The organism is Sphingomonas leidyi, from assembly GCF_011761945.1.
GTDB lineage: Bacteria > Pseudomonadota > Alphaproteobacteria > Sphingomonadales > Sphingomonadaceae > Sphingomonas > Sphingomonas leidyi.
Map to the genome: position 1 here is coordinate 224308 of NZ_JAASQV010000005.1, position 24750 is coordinate 249057.

General features: G+C 66.7%; 11 protein-coding genes and 1 tRNA gene. 6 read left to right on the plus strand and 6 right to left on the minus strand.

The window, feature by feature from the left end; genetic code table 11:
* The first annotated feature begins 96 nt into the window (after positions 1-96).
* Both FHR20_RS20210 and FHR20_RS20215 read left to right on the plus strand, forming a co-directional pair.
* Entirely contained in the window at positions 97-690 is a 594-nt protein-coding gene (locus FHR20_RS20210; protein WP_341786485.1) for a tetratricopeptide repeat protein, read from the plus strand.
* On the plus strand, positions 684-1367 hold the full coding sequence (locus FHR20_RS20215; protein ID WP_167301409.1) for a Fe2+-dependent dioxygenase: 684 nt from the start codon (positions 684-686) through the stop codon (positions 1365-1367). The genes FHR20_RS20210 and FHR20_RS20215 overlap by 7 nt, the downstream gene beginning before the upstream one ends.
* 176 nt (positions 1368-1543) lie before the next feature.
* On the opposite strand, the gene FHR20_RS20220 is transcribed toward FHR20_RS20215, so the two are convergent.
* From FHR20_RS20220 to FHR20_RS20235, 4 genes are all read right to left on the minus strand, one after another.
* Complete coding sequence (locus tag FHR20_RS20220) at positions 1544-2431, minus strand: FAD:protein FMN transferase (RefSeq protein WP_167301410.1); 888 nt, start codon at positions 2429-2431, stop codon at positions 1544-1546.
* 207 nt (positions 2432-2638) lie between these two features.
* Entirely contained in the window at positions 2639-3502 is an 864-nt protein-coding gene (locus FHR20_RS20225) for a DUF4198 domain-containing protein (RefSeq protein WP_167301411.1), read from the minus strand.
* 19 nt (positions 3503-3521) lie between these two features.
* Positions 3522-4055: a DUF2271 domain-containing protein gene (locus tag FHR20_RS20230; RefSeq protein ID WP_167301412.1), complete on the minus strand. Its 534-nt coding sequence runs from the start codon at positions 4053-4055 to the stop codon at positions 3522-3524.
* Positions 4056-4061: 6 nt separating this feature from the next.
* A complete protein-coding gene (locus tag FHR20_RS20235) occupies positions 4062-4718 on the minus strand; it encodes a PepSY-associated TM helix domain-containing protein (RefSeq protein WP_167301413.1) in 657 nt (218 codons plus the stop codon).
* A 194-nt stretch (positions 4719-4912) separates the two neighbouring features.
* On the opposite strand from FHR20_RS20235, the gene FHR20_RS20240 reads away from it, so the two are divergent.
* Entirely contained in the window at positions 4913-5191 is a 279-nt protein-coding gene (locus FHR20_RS20240; RefSeq protein ID WP_167301414.1) for a hypothetical protein, read from the plus strand.
* A 64-nt stretch (positions 5192-5255) separates the two neighbouring features.
* Here the strand turns inward: FHR20_RS20240 and FHR20_RS20245 are convergent, their stop codons facing one another.
* Together FHR20_RS20245 and FHR20_RS20250 are read right to left on the minus strand one after the other, a co-directional pair.
* Entirely contained in the window at positions 5256-9854 is a 4599-nt protein-coding gene (locus tag FHR20_RS20245; protein WP_167301415.1) for an NAD-glutamate dehydrogenase, read from the minus strand.
* Positions 9855-10012: 158 nt separating this feature from the next.
* Positions 10013-11302, minus strand: a complete 1290-nt coding sequence (locus FHR20_RS20250) for a PAS domain-containing protein (protein ID WP_167301416.1) — start codon at positions 11300-11302, stop codon at positions 10013-10015.
* 189 nt (positions 11303-11491) lie between these two features.
* Here FHR20_RS20250 and FHR20_RS20255 point away from each other — a divergent pair.
* The 3 genes from FHR20_RS20255 (at position 11492) to FHR20_RS20265 (ending at position 24692) form a co-directional block, all read left to right on the plus strand.
* A tRNA-Thr gene (locus FHR20_RS20255) sits at positions 11492-11567 on the plus strand.
* A 271-nt stretch (positions 11568-11838) separates the two neighbouring features.
* The gene (locus tag FHR20_RS20260) at positions 11839-23910 is read left to right on the plus strand and encodes a LysM peptidoglycan-binding domain-containing protein (RefSeq protein WP_167301417.1); all 12072 of its coding nucleotides are present in this window, start codon (positions 11839-11841) and stop codon (positions 23908-23910) included.
* Positions 23911-23918: 8 nt separating this feature from the next.
* Positions 23919-24692, plus strand: a complete 774-nt coding sequence (locus tag FHR20_RS20265; RefSeq protein ID WP_167301418.1) for a hypothetical protein — start codon at positions 23919-23921, stop codon at positions 24690-24692.
* The last annotated feature ends 58 nt before the right edge of the window (positions 24693-24750 follow it).

The following is a 24750-nucleotide window of genomic DNA, read 5'->3' on the forward strand; positions in this document are numbered from 1 at the left end:
GCGCTGGACAGCCTCTCCGCGGAAGAAATCGCCGCCCGCCTCTCCGGTTCGCCGGAGGCGCGGGCGGCGCTCGTTCGGGCGGGCGCCGAGCAGGGCGTGGCCGAGGCGCAGGCCGTGCTGGGCCAGATGCTGCTCGACGCCGGCGAACCGCGCCAGGGCTTCGCCTGGTTCAACAAGGCGGCGGCGCAGGGCCATCTGATGGCGCTCAACATGGTCGGGCGCTGCTATGATCTCGGCTGGGGCACCCCGGTCGACAAGGTGCGGGCCGCCGAATGCTTCCGCGTCGCCGCCGCGCGCGGGCTCGACTGGGGCATGTACAATTACGCGACGGCGCTGGCGCTGGGCGAGGGCCTGGCCGAGGACAAGGCCGCCGCGCTCGCCTGGTTCGAAAGGGCCGCGGCGATGGGCAATGCCAAGGCGATCAACTATGTCGGCAGCTTCCACGAGGATGGCTGGGTAGTGGCGCGCGACATGGCCAGGGCGGCGGATTTCTATCGGCAGGCGGCCGAGGGCGGCGATTTCCGCGGCGCGTTCAATCATGCCCGGATGCTGCTGGATGCGGGCCGGGTGGCGGAGGCGCGGAACTGGCTCGCCCGATGCCGCGAGACCGCAACGCCGGCCTTCGCGCAAAGGGCGCGGGACTGGCTGCGGGCCTCGCGCTGGCCCGAACTGGAGGAGCTGCTGTGCTGATCGCCATTCCCGAACTGCTCTCGCCGGAAGAGGTCGCGGCGATCCGCCAGGTGATCGACGCGGCCGAATGGGTGGACGGCAACGTGACCTCGGGTGCGCAATCGGCGCTCGCCAAGCAGAACGAGCAACTGCCCGAAGGCGGCGAGGCGCATCGCCGCGCGGGCGCGATCCTCCTCGACGCGCTGGGCCGCTCGCCCCTGTTCGTGGCGGCGGCGCTGCCGCTCAAGGTCTTCCCCCCGCTGTTCAACCGCTATGGCGGGGGGCAGCGCTTCGGCACCCATGTCGACAATGCCGTGCGTATCCAGCGCGGCACCGATTTCCGCATCCGTTCCGATCTGTCGATGACTGTCTTCCTCGAGGATCCCGGCGAATATGACGGCGGCGAACTGCTGATCGAGGGGCAGTTCGGCGAGCAGGCGGTCAAGCTGCCGGCGGGGCATGCGATCCTCTATCCCTCGTCGAGCCTGCACCGCGTGGAGCCGGTGACTCGCGGCACGCGGGTGGCGAGCTTCTTCTGGCTCCAGTCGATGGTCCGCGACGACGGCGCCCGGCGCATCCTGTTCGAGATGGACCAGGCCGTGCAGCGGCTCGTGGGGACGCTCGGCAACGACGATCGTGCGGTGATCGAGCTGACCGGCGTGTACCACAATCTCCTACGCCGCTGGGCTGACGCCTGAGCGGAAGTTTCGGAAGTTTGGACTATGGGCCCCGTTTCTCCCCTCCCGTCCTTCGCCGAACCGCGGCGGCCCGATTTCGCGACCAACAGGACGATGGGGTTGTCGGCATGAGGGGAAGGTTGGTTCGCGTGCATAGAAAACTGAACCAGTCAGGTTAGATTACCTATTGCGACGGGCTAGCCCAGCATCGCCTGCAACGCCGGGGAGAAGTGCTCGCTGAAGCCGGCGCCTTCGCGCACCACCATATGTACCGCGAGCCCTTCGCGTTCGGCCAGCGCCATGCCTTCCGGCCCAAGCACGGTGAGCGCGGTCGCCCAGGCGTCCGCCAGCATGCAGCTGGGATGGAGGATGCTTACCGAGGCGACGCCATTGTCCAGCGGCCGGCCGGTGCGCGGATCCAGCGTATGGGCATAGTCGCGGCCGCCATGCGCGAAGCTGCGGCGATAGTCCCCCGAAGTGGCGATCGACAGGCCGTGGAGCGCGGCGCGCAGCGGGGCGAGGCGGCTGCCGGGCACGGGCTCCAGATCGGCCCACCAGGGCTGGCCGTCGGGCTTGATCCCCTCGCCGCGCAATTCGCCGCCGACCTCGATCAGGAAATCGGGCAGCGCCATGCTGCGCAGCATCTCGGCAACGCGGTCGACGCCGTGCCCCTTGGCGATGCCGGAGAAGTCGAGCGCGGCGGGGGCGGTGCGGCGGGCGCGGCGGTCGTCCTGCTCGATCCGGGTGCGGCCGGAGATGGCGCGGGCCTGGACGATCTCAGCGTCGCCGGGCAGGTCCAGGCGCGGGCCGGGCGGGCCGAAGCCCCACAGGTCGGCCAGCGCGCCCATTGCCGGGTCGAAGGCGCCCCCGCTCTTCTCCGCCACTGCGAGCGCGGCGGCGAGCACATCGGCGAAGCCGGGGGCCAGCGGCTGCCAGCGGCCGGGCTCGCTGCGGTTGAAGCGGGAAAGGGCGGAGTCCGGCGCCCAATGGCTCATCTCGGCGACGACGCGGTCGAGCTCCGCCTGGATCTCGATCGCGATGCCCTCGGGCGCGGCGACGATGCGGGCCGACCAGCCGGTGCCCATCGTCTCGCCCGAACAGGAAGCGACAGGGGCTCCCGTCCGGCGGCGATGGAATGCCGCGGGCGAGAGGGCCGGGGGGATGGCTATTCCGGGCTGGCTGCGCATTTTCTCATGGTCACGCTGCGACTTTCATCGCCATCCTGCGATCTCCATCGTCATCCCCGAGCGGGCGGGGATGACGAGAGATCAAGGCCTTGGTCGGGTTTGGTTCTAAGGCGCCAGCACCTCGAGCGTGGTGACATAGCTCACCCGGGCGCGCGGCGGGCCGGCGGGGCCGCTCGGAGCCGCGCCCGCGGGGCGCTGGGCGCCGGCGCCCGGGCCTTCGGGGCGCTCGCCGCCTTCGTTGACCATCACCCAATACATGCCCGGATCGCCCCATTTGATCGAGACCTTGCCCGCGGCATCGGTCTTGAGGACCTGTTCCTTCAGGTCGTTGCGATAGCGGATGCCGCCCGGAATGACGGTGACGGTGAGGCCGGCGCCGGGCTTGCCGTTCTTCAGGAACTGGAAGTTCGCCGGCTCATTGGTGACGAGATCGTTCGGATGGGTGATCGGTGCCAGCTCGATGCCCTTGCCGCTGGCCTTGAACACCGTGGCGGTCGGCGCGCCCTGGGTGATGAAGATCTCGTTGCGGCTGAGATTTTCCGCGGTCTGCACGTCGGTGGCGCCGGCCGGGATCGCGGCGGCGAGCGTCGCGGCGGTGGTGCCGCGCGGCAGCATCTTGCGTTCTCCGTTCAGCATGTAGCTGCCGAACACGCCCTCGTTGACCACGGCGACCTTGTAGGTGCCCTGCTGGGTCAGGTGCAGGTCGAACGTCGCGCGGAACTTGCCGACATTGTGGTTCTCGACCTTGCCTTCGGTGCCGTCGGGCTGGGTGACCAGGGGCACCGCGCGCAGCGGCTGGTGATCGAAGAAGAACAGGTCGTTCGACACGGCCGCGTCGACCGTCACCCAATTGTCGGTGCCCGAGACGGTGGTCGACGACGGCACCATCCACATGCGGTGCGCGATGGCGGCCGGGGCGGCGATCGCGGCGATCGCGGCGGCGGCGATAAGCGGCTTGCGGAAGTTCATGGCTCCATTCCCCCTGAAATCAGCGCTTGATCGAAACGGTGACGGCGCCGAGCTCGCTCGTGCCCCTGGCGGTGCCGCGCGCGGCGGTGCCGTTCCAGGTGAAGGGCACGGTGACGACTTCGCGGCCGCCGACTTCGCGCGCCGCCTCGACCATCAGCTTGTAATTGCCCGGCGTGAGCGCCGGCATGCCGCCGCGCCCGGCGACGAGCGTGATCTTGTGGCTGCCCGCCGGGCGGGTGGCGCCGGTGACGCCGTCGGCCGGGAAGGTCATGCCGCGCCCGACCACCCGCCACCATTGGCGCATGTCGCGCAGCCATTTGGTGCCGGCGCCTTCCTTGCTGTTCCCGTCGAAATCATACCAGACCTGGAGGGTGCGCGGGGCGGCGCCCTCCTTCTCCAGCCAGATCGCCACATAGGGACGGTGATATTCGGCGACCTTGAGCTGCGGAATGGCGATCGACAGATCGAGCGTCTGCGCGCCGGCGGCGGCGGGAAGGCCTGCCCCGCCGATCGCGGCGAGCGTGAGGCCGGTGATGCGATAGTGCATGGACATGGCTCCCTAGTGGATCAGGAAAATCGCGACGAGCGCGGGAATGACGAGGCCCGCGGCGACGAGCGGCCAGGTGCTCCGGCGATGCCTGGAATGCATCCAGAGCAGCACCAGGCCCGTGAGGGTGAAGACGATGCAGGCGAATACGAAGATGTCGATGAACCATTTCCACGCGGTGCCGGCGTTGCGGCCCTTGTGGAGGTCGTTGAGATAGGCGATCCAGCCGCGCGAGCTGGTTTCGCTGGTCACTGCGCCGGTGTCGCGGTCGATCGAGATCCAGGCGTCGCCGCCGGGCCGCGGCTTGGCGAGATAGATTTCGCCGGCCGACCATTCGGCGGTTCCGCTCGCATCGATCTTCACCTGGTCCTGCACCCATCTGGCGACGTCGGCGGGGATCGGCTTCTTGCTGTCGGGCTGGTCGTCGGCCTTTACCCGGGCGAGCAGGGCGGGGGGCAGCTGCGCGGCGCGATCGATCGATTTCGGCGCGGCTTCGATATCCGCGGCATGGTTGAGCGTGAAGCCGGTGATCGCGAAGAGCAGCAGCCCGATCAGGCTGATCGCCGAGCTCATCCAGTGCCAGGTGTGCAATTGCTTCAGCCAGAAGCTCTTCCGGCTGCGTTTCGCTTTGGCCTTGGCCTGCTCTGCCTGGGCGGTGGGGGCGTGCATTTCGGGTGCGTGATTCCGGGGCGATTCGATGCCGGTCCGTAACGCGAACGATTCGCAATTGCAAACCTGGTGCGAGATGCCGGGTGGTTGGTTCCGGCTATGAAACCGGACGGGGATCCCCGCCTGCACGGGGACGACGAGAGCAGGATGGCAGGGGGATGAGAGGGGTGGAATAATCGTCAGGCAAGTTCAGCATGGCGGATTCGACCAATTTGCGCCCTTTCCTCGCCGATCCCCATCCATTGTCTCGCATGTGCAGCAAAGATACGCCGCGGTGCAGCGACGAATGTTTCTTGCCGGGTCTCAAGAAATTACGCAGCTTCCTTCCAGATAAGACTTGGGAGGACTGGATGTCGGCACTTTATATCGGTCTGGCGGTGGTGTGCGTAGTCGGGGTTTCGGCCTGCCTTGGCGGCATGTACCTCATTCTGCGGAGCACGCCATCGGCGGCGCGCGCCGACTCCGAAGCCTGATAGCGACTTGATCCTGGGGGCATGAGAGCCCGGCCGGTCCAAACGGGGCCGGCCGGGCTTTTCTCTAGCGGGCGAGGAGCACGCGCGCCTGGCCGGCGATCTGCGCCAGCATCGCGGCATTGGGCACCGCGGACTGGCGGGCGCGGCGGACCAGGGCCGTGAACTGCTCGACCCGCGCGGCATTGGCAGCCAGCCATGCATCCACCGCGGCCTGGGGTTCCGCGGCCTGGCCGCGGCTCAGGAAGTCGAGGCGGATCTGCTGGAAGTCGCGGGCGAGGCCGGCGATCAGCAGCCGTTCCCACACATCGCCGGTGGTGATGCGCGCGGCGGTCGACTGGGCCCAGTCGAGCCCGAGCGCCTGGCCGAGCGATGTGAAGGCGCGGGTGAGCGGAGTCACTTCCAGCCCCATGCTGACGCCGAGATCGGCAAGGCCGACCGCGCCGTCCAGCTCGAACAGCTTGACCACCCTGGCGACGAGTTCGCTCGGCGCGCCGGCGGCCTCGAGCCGTGCGGAGATGCGGTTCGACTGCGCCTTGACCTCGTCGAGCAGCAGGCCCTTGGCGGCCTTGTCCAGCGCGTCGATGCCGGGCTTGAGGCGCTCGATCACCTCGGCGGGGCTGGCGCCCGGCGGGGAAACGCGGAGCAGGTCGGCGACCTGGCCGCGCACCGCCACTGCCATCTCGTCGAGCAGCGCGATGCGCGCGCCTTCGGAAATCGCGGCCGTTTCCACCGCTTCCCACAGCGCGGGCAGGCAGAAGAGCCGCTCGGCGACGACGAACATCGCGGCGATGTCGGCCATGGCCGCGCCTTCCTCCTCGGCGAGCTCGAAGGGGTGGAGCACGCCCAGCCGGTTGATCACGCGATTGGCCAGCTTGGTGGCGACGATCTCGCCGCGCAGGCGATGCTCGTCGATCGCCTTGCCGAACTTCGCCTGCATCGCCTTGGGGAAGGCGCCCTGCAGATCGCCTTCCAGCGCGGGATCCTGGCCGAGCCCGGTATGCTCGATCGCATCCTGCAGCGCGAGCTTGGTCGAGGCGAGCAGCACGGCCAGCTCCGGCCGGGTGAGGCCGTTCTTGTCCTGCGCGCGGCGAAGCAGTTCCTCGTTGCTGCCAAGGCCCTCGACCGCGCGGTCGAGCCGGCCCGAGCCTTCGAGGATCTCGATCACCCGGACATAGCTGGGCAGCGCGACATAGCCGTCATTCTCCATGAAGGAGAGCGCGAGCGTCTGGAGGCGATTGTCCTCGAGCACCAGGTGCGCGACGTCGTCGGTCATCGCGGCGAGCAGCGTGTTGCGGTCCTCGAACGCCAGGCGGCCCTCGGTCATCTCGCGATTGAGCGCGATCTTGATGTTGACCTCGTTGTCCGAGCAGTCGACGCCGGCCGAATTGTCGATGAAGTCGGTGTTGATGCGGCCGCCTTGCGAGGCGAAGGCGATGCGTGCCGCCTGGGTGACGCCCAGGTTCGCGCCTTCGCCGACCGCCTTGCAGCGCAGCTGTTCGGCATTGACGCGCAGCCGGTCGTTCGCCGGATCGCCGACCTCGCCGTTACTTTCGGACGCGGCCTTGATGTAGGTGCCGATGCCGCCGAACCAGAGCAGCCCGACCTGGGCCCTGAGGATCGCCGAGATCAGCGAGACCGGGTCGATCTCGGTAGCCTGAAGGCCGAGCAGGGCCTGCACTTCGGGGCTGAGCGGGATCGATTTCTCGGTGCGCGGGAATACGCCGCCGCCCTTCGAGATCAGCGCGGGATTATAGTCGGCCCAGCTCGAGCGCGGCAGCGCGAACATGCGGGCGCGCTCGTCCCAGCTCGTGGCCGGATCGGGATCGGGGTCGAGGAAGATGTGGCGATGGTCGAACGCGGCGACCAGCTTGATCGCCTTGGACAGCAGCATGCCGTTGCCGAACACGTCGCCCGACATATCTCCGCAGCCCGCCACGGTGACCGGCTCGGACTGGATGTCGGTGCCCATTTCCAGGAAGTGGCGGCGGACCGAGACCCAGGCGCCCTTGGCGGTGATGCCCATCGCCTTGTGGTCGTAACCGTGCGAGCCGCCGGACGCGAAGGCGTCGCCCAGCCAGAAGTTGCGCTCGGTCGCGATCGCGTTGGCGACGTCGGAGAAGGTCGCGGTGCCCTTGTCCGCGGCGACGACGAAATAGGGGTCCTCGCCGTCCAGGATGCGCACGCCCTCCGGGTGGACGACTGCGCCCGACACGATGTTGTCGGTGATCGACAGCAGCGTGCGGATGAAGATCCGGTAGCTTTCGGTCCCTTCCGCGAACCAGGCGTCGCGATCGGTGGCGGGCGAGGGAAGCTGCTTGGGATAGAAGCCGCCCTTGGCGCCCGTCGGCACGATCACGGCATTCTTCACGCGCTGCGCCTTCATCAGGCCCAGGATCTCGGTGCGGAAATCGTCGCGCCGGTCGGACCAGCGCAGGCCGCCGCGTGCGACCGGGCCGGCGCGCAGATGGATGCCCTCCACCCGCGGGCTGTAGACCCAGATCTCGCGCCAGGGGAGCGGCTGGGGCAGGCCCGGCACCTTGGCCGAATCGAGCTTGAACGCCAGCGCCTCCCTGGCGGCGGGCGCATAGGCGTTGGTGCGCAGCGTCGCGAGCACGACGCCGCGGATGGTGCGCAGGATGCGGTCGTCGTCGATCGCCTGGACCTGGGCCAGGCCGGCCTCGATCGCGGCGGCGGCGGCTTCGATCGCCGCATCGTCGCCGGCGCGGGCCGGGTTGTGCGCGGCATCGAAGCGCTCGATCAGCGCATTGGCGACGCCCGGCGCCCGGCGCAGCGCGTCGACCACCGTGGCCATGCCATAGTTCATGCCGGTCTGGCGGAGATAGCGGAACCAGGCGCGGAACAGCACCACCGATGCCGGCTTCATGCCGCTCTCGACGATCAGCCGGTTGAAGCTGTCATTCTCGGCATTGCCCTCGAGCACCGCCGCGAGCGCTTCCTCGATCACCGCGGCGTCGCCCTTCAGCCCCGTGGCCGAAACGGCGAAATCATGGACGAAGGCGCCGCCGGTCAGCGCGGTCGGCACTTCCTCGATCACGCGGAAGCCGAAATTCTCGAAGGCGGGCACCGCGTCGGACAGCGCCAGCGCGCCGCCCTGGGCATAGAGCTTCACGCGATATTCCCCGGCCTTGCCGTCGATCGGCGTGATCCGCACCGAGCGGTCGCCCGGATTGTCGAGCCGGGCCAGGTGCAGGATGTCGCGCGCCGCTTCCTCGGGCGTCGAGGTGGTGCGATAGGCGGGCGGGAAGGCATGGGCATAGCGCAGCGCGAGGCGCGTGGCGCCGGTCGGCCCGGTATCCTCCATCAGCGCCGCTTCCACCGCGGGGACCCAGCCGCGCATCATCCGCTCGAGCTGGTTATCGAGCGCCTCGGCATCCGGCATGGTGCCGCCCGCGCGCAGATCGAGCGTGTAGCGCAGCAGCGCGACCTCGCCATCCTCGAGCGCGATCGACCAGTTGATGATCTTGGCATTGGCGGCGTCGGCAAGGAGCTCGCCCACCGCTTCGCGCCGCGTGGTGGTGACTTCGTCGCGCGGCAGCCAGACGAATGCGAACAGATGCCGGCCGAGCAGGCTCTTCACCAGCACCAGCTTGGAGCGCGGACGATCGGCGACCGACATGGTGGTGAGCACGAGATTCTCGAGCGAATCGGCGTCGAACGCGGTGGTCAGGTCGTGCGGCAGCGCCGTGAGCGCGTGCTGCATCGCCTTGCCGGTATGGCCCTTCGGGTCGAAGCCGAACTTGCGCTCCAGCCCTTCCAGCCGGGCCCGGAGCACCGGCACTTCGTCCGGATTGGCGAACAGCGCGGCGCTGGTCCACAGGCCGGCATGGATCGACAGGCCGGTCACTTCGCTGCCGGTGAGGATCGGCACCGCCACGATGTCGAGCGGCACGCGGCGATGGACCGGCGAGATCGAGTTGGACTTGAGCAGCAGCGGCGCTTCGCTGCCCTTGTTGAAATAGTCGACCGCCGCCTTGCGCGAGGCTTCGGCGAGGATCGGCGTGTCAAGTTCGTAGCGGGCGAGGCCGAGCTTGTCGGAAACGCTGCCGTCGGTACGCCAGGTCTCGTGCCCGAGCAGCGTCATCGCGCCTTCCTGGAACCAGCGGAGCAGCTTGGCGCCTTCGCGCGAAGCGACGGTGGCGGCGTCCGAGCCGATCGCGCTCTGCAGCGCGCGCCAGTCGTTCACGGCGTCGCGGACCTGGGCGAGCGTGCGTTCCAGCTCGGCGACCAGGCTGCGCCGGGTGCGCGCGTCGGCACGTTCCATTTCGATGTAGATCATCGATTCGCGCTTGCCCGCGCCGATCGATTCGAGCTTGCCGGCCTTGTCGCGCTTCACGGCGATGACGGGGTGGATGATGCGGAAAACGGCAATGTCGTAGGTCGCGATCGCGCCCGAGATCGAATCGACGAGGAAGGGCATGTCGTCATTGACGACGGCAAGCCGCATCCGGCGGCTCTCCTCGCCCTGGAAGGTCTCCAGCGCTACCTTCGCGGTATCGGGGGGGCGGACGGCAGCGGCTTCCGCGACGAAATTCGCCGCCTCGGCCCGCTCGGCCTCTCCGAAATCTTCCAACTCTCCCGGCAGCGCCCCTTCGAGCAACCGCGCCTCGAACGCCTGCGTCAGCGACGTCATCATGCTTTTCATGGCAGTACCGCCTACGCTTCCGCGGTGACCGGCTCAAGACTCTCACGCAAGAAAATTGCGCATTTCCCGAGAAAGGTCGCATGGCGCGCGAAAGCGTGGCTTCGCACGCCGCAAAGCTCGGACTATTGGATGCCGGTATCGCGCCGCGGCGGGCTGGTTCAGGCCGCCGCCTTGCGGACGGCGCGTTCGGTGAGCGGGCTGTCCTCGACCCTGGCGACGATGTCGAGGCCCTGCTTGCCGGCACGGGCGAGCAGCACGACGAATTCGCTGTCCGCCGGAATCTCGAACGCGATGTCGATATGGGCGAGCGGCGGGCGGCTGCGCAGTTCGGCGGCGATCTGGGCGAAGAGGTCGGGCTTGGGGGCCGGACGGCGATGGGCGCGCTCGGCCTTCACCACGCCCTTGATGCCGCCTTCGGCCGTATCGAGAAAGGCGTCGAGCCCGCCCTGCGGCACCGCGACGCGCCGGGCGTGGCTGAGCACGGCGGCGAATTCGGTGATGCGGGTCTTGTCGTAATCGGCGCCGAAGACGAGCTTGACGGCAGGCGTCATCGGCGCGCGCGCCTGGATGGTGAGCCCGGCATCGGCGAGCAGCGCGGCATAGCCCCGGGCGTCGTCGTCGGCGGCGAGCGCGAAATCATAGGCACGGGCGAGCGCGCGGTAGAGCGCCGAGCGGCTGCGCGTATCCGAAGCGCGTGCGGCGGCGGCCGATTCGCGGGCGAGCAGCAGCTTGTCGGCCAGGCTCGCGTCGACGGCGACCGACGATTCGGCGGCCGGGACTTCCCCCGCCGGCGCGTCGAAGCTTGCGCTCGGGCCATCGGCCCAGACCGGCGTGGCGGCGAGGCTGCGCGGCGCGGTGCGGCGCGATTCCTCCACCTCGGCTTCGAGCCTGGCCTGGGTCTCGGCGTCGACCAGTTCCTTCCAGTTGATGACGCCGTAGATGAAATCGATCGTGTCGGCTTCCGAATCGGCGCCCGACGAGAAGGGCATCAGGATGCCGCGATAGAGCGTGTTGTGGCCGCGCGTGCCGACGAACTCGGCCTCGAAGCCGATCGGCGCGCGGTTGGCGATGATCTGGAGATAGTGATCGGTCAGGCGCGACAGCAGGGAGCGGCTGGGCACCTGGGCGACATGGGTGATCGAAGTGTCGAGCCCGGTCTCCTCGCGCAGCGCGCGGCCGAGGAAGCGAATCGCGGGATCGTCGACGCCCTTGGAGAAATCGAGCAGCACGCTGTGCGCGCCGAAGTCCATGATGTTGTCCGGATCGAGATCCTCGATCGACGGATAGGCGCGGCCGTGGAGCAGCGAGACCCAGTGGTTGTAGGCGCGCACGTGCATGCGGCGCTCGTCGGTGCCGATCGTCAGCGCGCGATCGTTTACGGCTTCGTCCGTCGCCTCGCCCTCCGGGTTCGAGTCGAGCGGGTGGTTGATGCCGCGCGCCATGTCCATGCCAAATGCTCCACTCGAGGCGGTACGCCCCCTTCATTCGTGGAACCGCTTGTGCACGCTGTGTGGTAAACGACGCGTAAAGGCGGCGCTTTTCCCGGCTTGTTCGCGGCAAGGCTTTCGCAACGCTTGTCAGCTAGGAAACATGCTGGTAAGCGCGCCGCTCCTTCGGGGCTCCGCGCCCCTTGGTTGGCCGCCTTAGCTCAGCTGGTAGAGCATCGCATTCGTAATGCGGGGGTCACAGGTTCGAGTCCTGTAGGCGGCACCATTTCTTCCAGATCTTCCAGCGGCATCGACGGTTTTCGGCCGGAGGGGCGGCCTCGGCCGGCTGGGCCGGCGGCTCGTTGCATCGTATCGCGCTGGCCTACCGATTCCGGTGCAGCGGCTTCGTGGCTTCCCGCTTTGCCGCCCCGGCCGGGAACGCGATGCGCTTCCCCTTCCGCGGGGAAATTTCGATCCGCTCCTAAACTATCGTCGAATTCCGCCGACAGCGAATTCGGGCGGCGCATCTGCCGTTCGTGTATGCGTTGGGGGAACGGATGGTTGCGATCTTCACGGGCGCCGGGACGGGATTCGAGCGCGGATCGGGGAGTGCCCTGGGATCGTCGGGTTTGCTGGGTTCGGCCAGTGTGGGGCGCGGTGGCGAACAACTCCTCCTGAACGCCGCGACGGGCAATCTGCTGATCAGCCGGCAGGACGAGTTCCTGGTTGGCCGCGGCCCGGACGTGGCGGTGAGCCGGACCTATAACAGCCTGGGCGACGGCTCGGACGACAATGGCGACAACTGGCTGCAGAGCACGGATCGCAAGCTCTTCGGCTTCGACGGCGCGCTCAACGCGGTCGGCTCGGTGGTCAAGCGACGGGCGGCCGATGGCAGCGTGGTCACCTATGTCAGCGACGGCACGGCCTATCGCGCGACCAATTCCGCCGGCATCCACGACAAGGTCACCTATGACGGCAGCTGGCACTGGAGCAGCGAGGACGGCCGGATCGTCGAGGATTACGGCTATTGGGTGAACGGCTATGTCATCACTCGCCAGACCGACACCACCAGCGGCGACAGCCTGACCTTCACCTATTCCGGCGACAAGCTGACCACGGTCACCACTGCGGACGGCGGCCAGATCCAGTATAGCTGGAGCGGCAACCACATCACCCAGGTCGTCTCGGGCGACGGCACCGCCACCCGCTATCATTACGACAGCTACGACCGGTTGTGCCGCGTCGATACCGAACTCACCGGCGGCGGCAGCGTCTATTCGCTCTTCTACACCTATGACGGCAGCTCGAAGCGCGTCGCCTCGCTTGCCCAGACCGACGGCAGCCGGATCGAGTTCACCTATGCGCAGATCGGCGGCGACTATCGGGTGACGGCCGTCAAGCAATGGGTCGACGAAGGCGTCAGCCGCACCACCCGCATCGACTATGACCTCGCCAATCGGGTCACCACGATCATCGATCCCGCCGGGGTGGGAACCCGCTTCTACTATGATTCCGTCGGCAAGCTGACGCGGCTCGACGAAGCCGCTGCCGGCCCGGGCGCAGCCGAGCATATCACGACCTTCCAATATTCCGGCGACGATCTGGAGGCAGTGCGCGGCTATGACGGCGCGGCCAAGCTCGCGACGAACAGCTTCAGCTCCTACATGGCCTATCTCCGCGACGCGCGCGGCAACATCGTGCAGACGGTGGACGGCACCCTCCACACCGTGGTGCGCACCTATTCGGCGAGCAACCGGCTCCTCACCGAGACCAGCTATACCGGCCTGGATCCCGAGGGCGCGGGCGGCGTGCTGCCTTCGGGCGGGATGACGACCCGCTATGTCTATGACAGCCAGGACCGGCTGACCTACACCGTCTCCGCCGAAGGCCGGGTGACGCAGTACAGCTACACCTATGACCTGCCGACGATGGTCACCACCTATGTCGACCAGCGCTTCAACCTTGCCGGATGGGCAGCGGATGCCGCGCCGAGTGCGGCGCAGATGGATGCGTGGCGCAGCGCCATCGCCGACAAGAGCGCCGTCCAGCTCCACCAGAACTGGTATGACGGGCGCGGGAACCTGACCCGGACGACGGAATGGGGGGCGGCGAACGCCGACGGCACGCCTTCGAGCGCGAACGACTACAAGACGACCCATTATGTGTACGACAGCGCCGGGCGGCTGCTGAGCAAGACCGTTGCCGGCACCAACCCGCAGACCTTCGTCTATGACGGGCTGGGCCGCCTGATCTCGAGCACCGATGCCAATGGCGCGACCACGCTCACCATCTATCGCGACGGGCTGAACCAGGTCGACACGGTCACGCTGCCGGCGGGGGGCAATCTGGTCAACCAGAGCGGCTGGCCGACCCAGCCGGCAGGCAGCCAGCCGGTGCGCGGGCCGAACCTGGCCGACAACAGCCGGTGGCCGGAGGAAGTGGAGGGGCCCAACCGCATCGATCTCGCCAACTGGCCGGGGAATCCGGCTTCGGTGCCCGGCGGCACGGCGACGCTGCCGACCTGGAACAATTCCTACACTCCGGAAACCCAGTGGGTCAGCACGATCGGGCCGAACGGCTTGCCGGTCGTGGCGATGAATGCCGGCCAGTCCGACGCCTATGATCCCGGCGGCGGCAACCAAACGAACCTCTCCACCTATGATTCGACCAAGGCCTATCGGTTCACGTTGAACTTCCAGGTGACCGAGGCGAACAAGCATCTCGTCTTCTTCGGCCTTTTCGGTGACGGCGCCAACGCGATGGTCCGCAACGGGCAGGACGGTAGCGAGGATGGCAATCCCTATTTCACTTATGCGATTCCCGGCTCGGGCAATTCGCTTCAGGCGGGGCGCTGGTACACGATGGTGGGCTATGTCCTGCCCGCAGGTGCCGAGAACGTCGCCTGGGGCTCGCTCGGTGGCGTCTACGACGCGGAGACCGGCGACAAGGTCTTGAACGTCAACAGCTTCCGCTGGAACGAGACCTATACGGGGAGCAAGGCCGGAGTCCGCTTCTTCAACTATTACAACAAGGAAATTCAGGGCTATTACACCAATTTCTACAAGCCGGAGATGCACCAGCTGAACTTCGGCAGCGGTCCTGCCTCGATCGAAGGCTGGTCGAATGTCCTGTCCTATCTCGGCGAGACGCGTTGGACGCGCACCATCGGTGCGGATGGCAGCCCGGTCTGGGCGATCAAGACCGGCCAGCTGGATGCGAACGAACCCGGCGGCGGCAACCATAGCAATGCGATCACCATCGACGGCAGCAAGGCCTATGAATTCACTTATTACTTCAAGAAGACCGACCTGGATTCCCATAACATCTATTTCGGTGCGCAAGATGATTGGAGCGGCAATGCCTATACTCGCCGGGCCTGGGACGGTTCGGTAACCAACAACCCCTATTTCTTCAGCGCAGGCACGGACTGGCAGACCCAGAACCTGCAGAGCGACCGCTGGTACAAGGTCGTCGGCTATGTCTTCCCGGAGGGCAGCGCCAACATCAATACCGCCGACTATGGCGGCGTCTATGACATGACGACCGGCCAGCGCATCGCCAGCGTCAACAATTTCCGCTGGTACGAAGGCCGGCCGAGCGACCAGATCACCTCGCGCTTCTTCAACTATTACGGGCAGGCCGATCAGGGCTGGTCGACGCTCTTCTACAAGCCCGAGGTCCGCGAATATCAGGGGCCGATGCCGGTGCAGGCCGGCTATGCGCAGGTGCCGGGCTGGTACAATCCTGGCTATCATGTCGACGAGACCAACTGGGTCCGGATGCTCGGGCCCGATGGCAGGCCAGTCGTCGCGATCCAGTCCGGACAGGCCGACTATAGTGCCGAGGGCGGCGGCAACTACACCAACACCGCGACCATTGATCCCAGCCAGGCCTATGAATTCTCGATCTATTTCCAGCTATCGGCCACCGATCAGCACCATGTCTATCTGGGCCTGACTCCCTCGTACCCGGCCTATGTCGACCAGCAACGGTCCGGCGTCGCGAGCGAGAATCCCTATTTCATGTACTGGGTGCCTACCGCGGCGGCGGGCTATCAGCCGGGCAAGTGGTACAAGATCGTCGGCTATGTGCTGCCCCAGGGATCCGCCCTGGGCACGGCGTCGAACTATGGCGGCGTCTATGACGTCGCGACGGGACAGAAGATCGAGGCCGTCTCCAATTATCAATGGTCGGCGGGTCGGCCCGACAACAGCGTCTTCCTCCGCTTCTTCAACTATTACGAAGAGTCGCTGCAGAACAAGAGCACCTATTTCTACGGTGCCTCGTTCCGCCCGGTCGACGATTTCGTCCAGTCCACGTTCGACGAGGCGAGGCTCGTCCAGTCGGCGCATTATAACCGCGCCGGCGAGCTGGTCAGCCTGACCGAGACGGGAAAGAACGTCACCGGCGGCACCGCCACCTATGCCTATGACGAGGCCGGCCGGCTGAAGAGCGCGACGGACTTCCGCGGCAACAGGCATTATTACGTCTATGACAAGCGCGGGCGAAAGACCGCCGATGTCGCTGCCGATGGCACGATGGTCGAGTATCGTTACGACGCCGAGGGGCGACAGGTTGCGAGCGTCCGCTATTATCAGACGCTCAGCGTCGGGCAGATGCAGCTGCTCCGCGAGACCGACGGCATCCTCGACGTCGCGCGCATTCGACCCGTTGCGGGCAGTACCGCCGACGTCTGGACCTGGACGGTCTATGACATTGCCGGCCGGGTGCTGGAGACGATCCAGGGCGAGGGTGCCGTCACTGCCCATGAATATGATGGCGCGGGCCGCCTGGTCCGCACCATGGGCTATGCCAACAAGCTGTCCAGCGGCCAGATCGCGGCGCTGATCGCCAATCCGGTGAGCGGCGTCCTGCTGCCGGGGAGCAGCGCCGGGGACAGGGTCTCGCGCAGCTTCTTCGACAAGGACGGCCTGCTGCTCGGCACGCTGGACGGCGAGGGCTATCTGAGCCGGACGATCTATGACGGCGCCGGACAGGTGATCGAGACGATCGCCTATGCCAATGCGACCGGCACGGCATATCGCGCCGCCGGCACGCTCGATCAGCTCGCGGCGAGCGCTGGCACCAGCGGCGCGGATCGCCATGTCCATTTCGTCTATGATGGCCAGGGGCTGCTCCGCTACCAGATCGACCCGCTCGGCACCGTCACCGAATATGGCTATGTCGAGCCCTATTCCTGGGCCTATGGCCGGGTGCGCAACACGACGCGCTATGCGGGAACGATCGCGCTGCCCGGTACCTTCACTCTGGGTTCGGTGGCGTCCGCGCTTTCGAGTGCGGGACTGGTCGGCGCGGCGGGCAACCGCACCAGCTACAATGTCTACGACAGGGCCGGCCAGCTGATCTATGCGATCGACGCCGCCGGCGGGGTGGTGGGTTATGTCTATGACGATCTCGGCCGGATCGTGAAGACGATCGCGTTCGCCGAACCCCGACCGACCTCGAGCCAGCCGCTGCCGGGCGACATGGAAGCCTGGGCCGCGGCGCGCGCCGGCAACGGCGCCAACCGCGTCACGCGGGCCTTCTACAATGGCCGCGGCGACTTGCTCTACGCGATCGATGCGGAAGGCTTCGTCACCGAGAAGCGCTACGATGCCGATGGCCGCGTCGTGCGGACGATCCGCTATGATGTGCAGACCGGCATCGCGGACGGCGCCACCGCGGCGGTGGTGGCGGCCGCGGTGGCTGCATCCGGCTATGCTGGCACGCAGACCGTCTATGACGTGCAGGGCCGGGTCTCCGACCAGTATGACGAGGAGGGTGTCCGGACCTGGTACTGGTATCGTGGCAACGGCCAGCTGGGGCAGGTCTCGCGCGCCTTTGGCACCGTCGACCAGAGTGATACCGACTATTATTACGACGCCGCCAACCGGCTTCAGGAACGCTACGACGCATATGGCACGGCCGAGCAGGCGATCACCACCTATTATTACAACGGCCTGGGCGACCTGATCGCAGTCAGCGATCCCAATGCGCATACGACGTCGTTCGAATATGACCATGCGGGGCGGGTGGTCCGCCAGGCGAATGCGTATGGCTCACCGACGGTGTTCGAATACAACGCGTTCGGCGAAGTGACGCGGACGATCAACGCACGCGGTTTCAGCACGTACAGCGAGTATGACAAGGCCGGTCGGGTGACGTCGGTGGTCGATGCGCTGGGGAATGCGACGACGACGCGCTACACGGCGTTCGGGGAAGTGGCGTCGGTGACGCGCGGTGCGGCGGTGACGAGCTTCGGCTATGACAAGCTGGGCCGGGCGGTGACGACGACCGATGCCGAGGGCGGGGTCGAGACGAGCGGCTATGACGCGTTCGGCAACCGGATCCGGTTGGTGAACAAGCTGGGTGGCGTCACCGACTATAGCTATGACCGCCGCGGGCTGCTGGCGGAGGAAAGGGTCCAGGCGATCCTGGACGGGAGCGGCAACGTCGTCACCGCCGCCTTCTCGCGCAACCGCTATGAATATGACGCGCGCGGCAATGTGGTGCACCGGATCGAGGCGTACGGCCTGGCCGAGCAGCGCGACAGCTGGTTCGAATATGACAAGGCGAACCGGCTGACGTCGAAATGGGGCGAGGCGGTGTCGGTGGGGCTGTCGCAGACCATGGCGACGCCGCGGGAATATTATCGCTACGACACGCGCGGCAACCTGGTCGAGACGATCGACGCGAACGGCGCGCGGACGCTCAGCTATTATGACGACCTGGACCGCAGGATCGCGCAGGTGACGCCGGCGGGGACGGCGGGCACGCAGGGCGTGCTGTCGACCTTCGCCTATGATGCGGCGGGCAACCTGACCGCGAGCCGAACCTGGGCGACGCTGGTGGCGCTGCCGGGCACGGCGGGCGGCACGCCGCCGGGCAATCCCGGCGGGGCGTATCGCGAGACGGTCAACACCTATGACGCGCTCGACCGGCTGAAGACGAGCAGCGTCGCGAACCAGGGCGTCGGCTATTGGAACGGCAGCAGCTATGCCTATGCGACGGGCGTCACGCTGACCACCAGCTACGACTATGACCTGGCGGGCAATGTGGTGCGCACGACCGGGCCGGACGGCGCGGTGGTCCACAGCTATTACGACGCGCTGGACCGCAAGACCGCGCAGGTCGATGCCGGATCCTGGCTGACGACGTGGAGCTATGATGCGGAGGGCAATGTGCTTTCCGAGTGGCGCTATGCGGGGCAGGCGACCGGCGTCTCGATCGCGGGCTATGGCGCGCCGGGCACGCAAGGCGACGACCGCGTCACCAATTTCGCGTACGACAAGATGGGCCGGCGCATCCGCGAATCGCGCTGGCTGGTCGAGACCTGGTCGCTGAACGCGGCCAATGGCCAGCTCGTCGGCGGCGGCGGCAGATGGGCGGACATCCAGTACAGCTACAACGCGCTGGGCGAGGTCCGGACGAAGACCGAGGCGACGGGCGACGGCACCACCTATAGCTATGACACTGCCGGGCGGCTGATCCAGGAGGCGCGACCGGGCTTCAATGGCGTGACGCCGACGGTGCGCTACCAGTATAACGGGCTGGGCCAGCTCACCGTGACGCGGCAGGGCGATTATTACGTCTCGGGCAACGACCGGATCAGCACCAATCTCTATGACGGGGCGGGCCGGCTGACCGGGGTGAGCGACGCGCTGGGGCAGACGCGCAGCTATTATTACGATGCGGCCGGCCGCAAGGTCGGCGAATCCTATGCCCGCGCGCTGGGCGATGTCGCCGGCACGCTGGTGACCGAGGGCATCTCGTACCAGTACGACCTTGCCGGCAATGTCGTGCGCCAGGCGATCAACACGATCGCGGGCGGCAGCTGGAGCGAAGTGAGCTACACGCAGAGCGCGTATGATGCGTTCGGCGCGATCACGGCGCGCGGCACCAATGGCGGGTGGCAGGAGCAGTTCCGCTACGACACTGCCGGGCACCTGGTCGCGTCCAACGCGGGCGACGGGGTGTGGCGGATCCATGCCTATGACAAGGCCGGGCGGCAAACGCTCGCCATCGAGAGCAACGGCACGACTGATCTCTCGGCCCTGTCGCAAGCCTCGGCGATCGGCCTGATCGCGGGTGGCACCGTCACCGCGAGCGCCACGGTCTATGACGGGCGTGGCCAGGCGGTGCAGGCGGTGCAGGTCCAGCGCCAGACCGCGGTCGGCGGCGGTACCCAGAACATCGCGACGGCGCGGGGCTATACCGCGTTCGGCGAGCTGGCCTGGGAAACCGACGCCTATGGCCGGCAGACCGACTACAGCTACAACACGATGGGCCGGGTGACGCAGATCCAGCGGCCGAGCGTCTCCGTCACTGCCGAGAACGGCACGGTATCGAGCACCCGCCCGACCGAGCGGATGTTCTACGACATCTCGGGCCGGTTGATCGGCACCCAGGACGCCAACAGCGTGCAGACGGGCTCGGGGGTGAAGACGACGCGCCAGCTGCTCGCCGGCACCGGCTATGGCGACGGCGCGGCGCTGATGGTCAAGGAATGGCATCCGGATGGCGGCGTCGTCGCCAACAGCTATGACGTGTTCGGCGACCAGGTCGACAGCTGGGACGCCCTCAACCGTCATACGAGCATGGCCTATGACAAGCTCGGCCGCCTCACCCAGGTGACCCGGCCGGCGACGGCGGCGGGCACGCTGGTGCAATCCTATGCCTATGACGTGCTCGGCAACCGGATCGGTGCGTGGAACAACGCCGTCGGCTATGCCGGCCGCGAGCGCACCCAATATGACGCGCTTGGCCGGATCACGCTGCAGGTCGCGTTCGGGGGCGACACCACCACCACCAGCTATGGCTGGGACGGCACCATGGCCACCTCGGGGCTGGGGACGTTCGGCGACTGGGTCGCGACCACCAGCTATGCCAATGGCATGACTTCGGTTTCACGCACCGACCTTCAGGGCCGGATGACGTCCAAGACCGACCTGGGCGGCCATGTAACCAGTGCCGGCTATGACCTGGCCGGCCGGATGACCAGCCGCACCACCACCGGCGCGCACGGCACCGAGAGCGCGAGCTACGCCTGGCTCAACAACGGCCAGATCGGGTCGATGAGCACCAGTGCCGCCGGCATCACCACTACCCAGAGCTCGAGCTACGACCTTACCGGCAACAAGCTCACCGAATATTCCACCCGCGCCGGCGTGGTCATCCAGAACGCCACCGCCACCTATGACGCGCTGAACCGGCTCGTCACCTGGTCGGAATCGGGCAGCGATGCGAGCATCACCCCGGCGGCCTCCTCGACGTACGAATATGACGCCAATTCCAACGTCATGCGCACGCTGAGCAGCTTCCGCTACCTGGACCAGAACGGCGCGGCGCTGGGGTTCGTGGCGACGAAGGACGATGTCTATCGCTACGACACGATGAACCGCATGGTGCGTGGCGGGGGCGTGGACATCGCCTATGACGTTGCAGGCCAGCGTGTGCGGGTGGCGACCTGGTCGGACGGGCTGACGTGGACGGGGTGGCGTGCGCGTGCGCCGGGTTCGGGGCAGATCGTGCTGGCCGACGATCCGTCGATGTATGAATGGCAGGGCTATAACTGGACCCCGGCGGGGCGGGCGACCTATTCGGGCCAGGTGGTCGAGACCTATAGCTACACGGCGGACGGTCAGCTCGACCAGGTCTGGGTGTCGGCGGAGCAGGCGAGCGCCAATGGCGGCCCCTTCGTCCAGGCCAACGGGACGTTCGGCCCGGCGGTGCGGCGGGCGGCCTTTGCCTATGACCTGCAGGGGCGGCTGACCGGCCAGACCGATTACGAGGCGGACGGGACGACGGTGGCCTATAGCCGCAGCGAGCTGTGGTACGATGCGGCGGGCCGGCTCTATCACGAGATGCAGGTGGTGCGGCAGGGCGCGGACACGCTGCTGACCTATCTCGACACCGGCTATGGCGCGGGGACGGGGGGCTATGCGCTGGGCGCGGTGACGAGCGTGAGCGCAGTGACGTTCAAGAACGGCTCGAACAGCGCGGTGCCCGATACGCTGACGACGAACGGCTTTGCCTGGTTCGACGGGGCGGTGCAGGCATCGGTGGCGTACAAGCCGGATGCGTCGGGCTCGAGCGTGTTCACGACGAGCTATGGGCTGAGCGCGGGCGGGCTGACGAACAGCGCCTATATCGCGGACGGGCGGCCGCGCGAGGTGCGCTTCGTGCTGGACGCGGCGGGGCAGGTGGTCCGGCGGGACGAGACGGACAACAACGTGTCGCTGGGGGATCCGCACCAGCTCTGGTACCGGTTCAACGGGCGCGAGATGGGCAATGTCACCAACGACAATGTCGATGCGGCGTATCTGAGCTCGATCGCGAGCCGTCAGACGGCGGCGGGGACGGGGGCGTTCCGGAACGGCGCGCTGACGGGCGGCGGGCGTGCGGTGTTCGGAGAGGCATATCGGGCGCTGACGAGCTACGGCCAGGGCGGCGCGGGCGGCAGCTACGAGGCGCAGGGCGGCGAGACGCTGGAGGGCGTGGCGGCGCAGCTGTGGGGCGACGGGGCGCTCTGGTACCGGCTGGCCGAGGCGAACGGGCTGTCGGTGTCGGCGACGCTGGTGGCGGGGCAGCGGCTCACCATCCCGGCGGGGGTGATGCGCAGTTCGAACAGCGTGGCGACGTTCAAGCCCTATGACCCGGCCGAAGCGCTGGGCAGCCTCAGCCCGACCACGCCCAAGCCCGCGCAGAAGGGCAACAAGTGCGGCGCGCTCGGCGCGATCCTGATGATCGCGATCGCGGTGGCGGTGACGGCGCTGACGCGGGTGCCGTTCGCGAAGCTGTTCGCGGGACTGGGCGTGGGAAGCACGGCGGCGCCGGGGGCTGCGCTGCTGGCGGGCACCGGCCAGATGACGATCGGGCTGACCAGCGCGGCCAGCATTGCGGGCGGCGTGGCGGCGGGGGTGGCGGGGAGCGTGGCGAGCCAGGCGTTCGGGGTTGCGGCGGGGATCCAGGACAAGTTCAGCTGGAAGGGGGTGGCGCTGGCGGGGATCAGCGCAGGCGTGGCGGCGGGGTTGGCGGGCAGCTTCGACAAGATCGCCGGCAGCGCCTTTCTGGGCGACGCGGCACGCGGTGCGCTGGGCAGCGCGATCGGCCAGGGCATCGGGGTGGCGACCGGGCTGCAATCGAAGTTCGACTTTGCCGGCGTTGCGGCGGCGGGGCTGGGAATGGGCGCCTCGGGCGCGATCGGGCTGGGCGGCTTTGAAGGCAGGCTGCTGAGCAACACCGCCGGCGGCCTCGCCAATGCCGCGGCGCGCAGCCTGCTCGACGGCACCAGCTTCGGCGACAATATCCTCGCGGCGCTGCCCGATATCATCGGGCAGACCATTGGGGATGCGGTTGCCGGGATAGCGCAGGGCGGGTCACGGCGTAGGATAGCGCTGGGTGCCTATGCTGCTGCTGGATATGGGTCCGGCAGCGACGTTCAATTGTCCGAACCTGTCGTCAGCGGCGGTATAAGCCGGACGATCCTGAACGGTAGCGCGCTAAACAGGGCGATCTCGGCGGCTTCGGGCGGTAGCATCGGAGGCATTGCCGAAAGTCTATACAGCGACTCCACGAGCTGGACTCGTATCGTCATCCCCGAGTCCGGCACATACAGCTATTCGGTGCGAGGCTATGCGGCCGTCTCCGACAGACGGTTTGTTACAAGGGATACCGAGCATTTCAGCGTGGTTTCGGTCTCGGGGCCTCCGGGCGCCGTGTTCGATTTCAGGGATGTGGTTCAAGGCAGTGCCCACTATCGCCAATGGCGCAATGAACAAGGAGAGTTCATTGGCCAGCATGTTCCCATGGAAGGGACCAGCGCGTGGACATATGGGACTCCGGACCATCCTGATATCGTCGTCCCGCCGATGTATGTGCCGACGCTGACGGTATCGATCCAGGCCATCGAGCCCGGAGCTCAGGGGCTTGGCTGGCGGGGCCTCATCTACTCCGACAATCCTACCGCCCAGCACATTGCTCGGTCATGGCTGGGGCTGGACCTTGCGAACCCCGGCTCGGTGGACGCGGCCATGTACCGCCAGGATCGTGAGATGGTAGCGACGCAGAGGCGCGTGGAGGCCGCGCTTGGCGAGTTCGACTTCCAGATGGGAATTCTCGCTGCGCCGATGCTGATGCTGGCGAGCGGCCCGCTCGAGGGCGGCGCTGCCATTGGCGGCGCTGGTCTGGCAGCACGCTCGGCCAGCCGCAGATACCTTCTTAGCCGGGCGGTTGCTGCAAACAGTGTGGATGATGTCGTCAGGCTGACTCCGCAGCAGGTCAAAGCCAAAATTATCGGCACTGCGCAGCAGACCGGGAATGGCGGAGCGCACGCCTTTCGGAGCTATCGCGAGGCTATTCTGTTGGCCCGAAACCCAGAGGTAGGGGCGGTGTATCTCAATAAGGGCTACAACGCGGGGCTAGAGCTTGCACCGAAAGCCATTAGCCCCAATCGTCGTCCAGACGTGCTAGGCCGGTATTTTGATGGCCGCGTCGATCGGGTTGAGGTGTTTTCAAGGACTGACGATGCGCTTACGCTCAGGTCTCGCAACACGTTCCTTGACCCGCAGATACGGGCGCAAGGATTCACGCCGTTGCAACCGCGTGTCGTCTATCCAGTCAGGAAGTAGGAACGGTAATGACCAAAGCTACCGCGATCGGATTTTTTCGACATTCGTCGGAGATGCCAACGTCAACGGATATGATGTCGTGCTATCAGGCGTTGTTGGACACCTTCCATAAGCTAGGTGTCAGACCAACCTATTTTTCCGCAGATGACGGCATTGGGAGAGGTGGATACAAAAAATTTGGTGGCGCTTTCCATAAGCGGGTCATGGAGCGCGAAATTCAAGGTTATCGCAGCGTGGGGCTAGCGGCCAATCCAGAAGGAAGCGATGCGCCAGGCTACGATAGCTTCTTGAGCGCTAGCTTCGTTTTTGGTCCAGAAGCCGAAGAGGTCTATTTGGCTATCGTCGTTCATGAGCCTTATCTGAAATTCGGCACTGACGCATGCAATGCACTCATCGCCGAACTGGCTCAACTATGGCGGTGGGACTATGGTTTTGGTTTCGAGCGAGATGCAGATACCCATCCAGAAGTCTATCTCGTTGGCGGTGGCTCTAATCTCCAAAGTCGAGAAGACGCGCGTAGAGGGCAACTTTGGTATGCCGCATACCAGCCGGAGCAGCGTCGTCGCCGAGTTCGAGATATCTTTCCATACAACATGGTTGGTCCGGGCCATCTGGCGCAAATACTTTCTAATGGTGAGACCTTGCGCGAGTTCATCGAAGTCGACCCCGATAGCGCGCTTGATCCCTTAGCTGATAATCTATGGCTTTGGACGGTGAAGTCGGATCGAACTGAAGCTTTGCGGGATAAGTTACGCGGATCGGGGCTCATAATTAGCGAATAATTGCTGCAGAAAGTGAAGGGGTCAATGTTTGGAAACTGGGCGCTGGACCTCGCGGCGA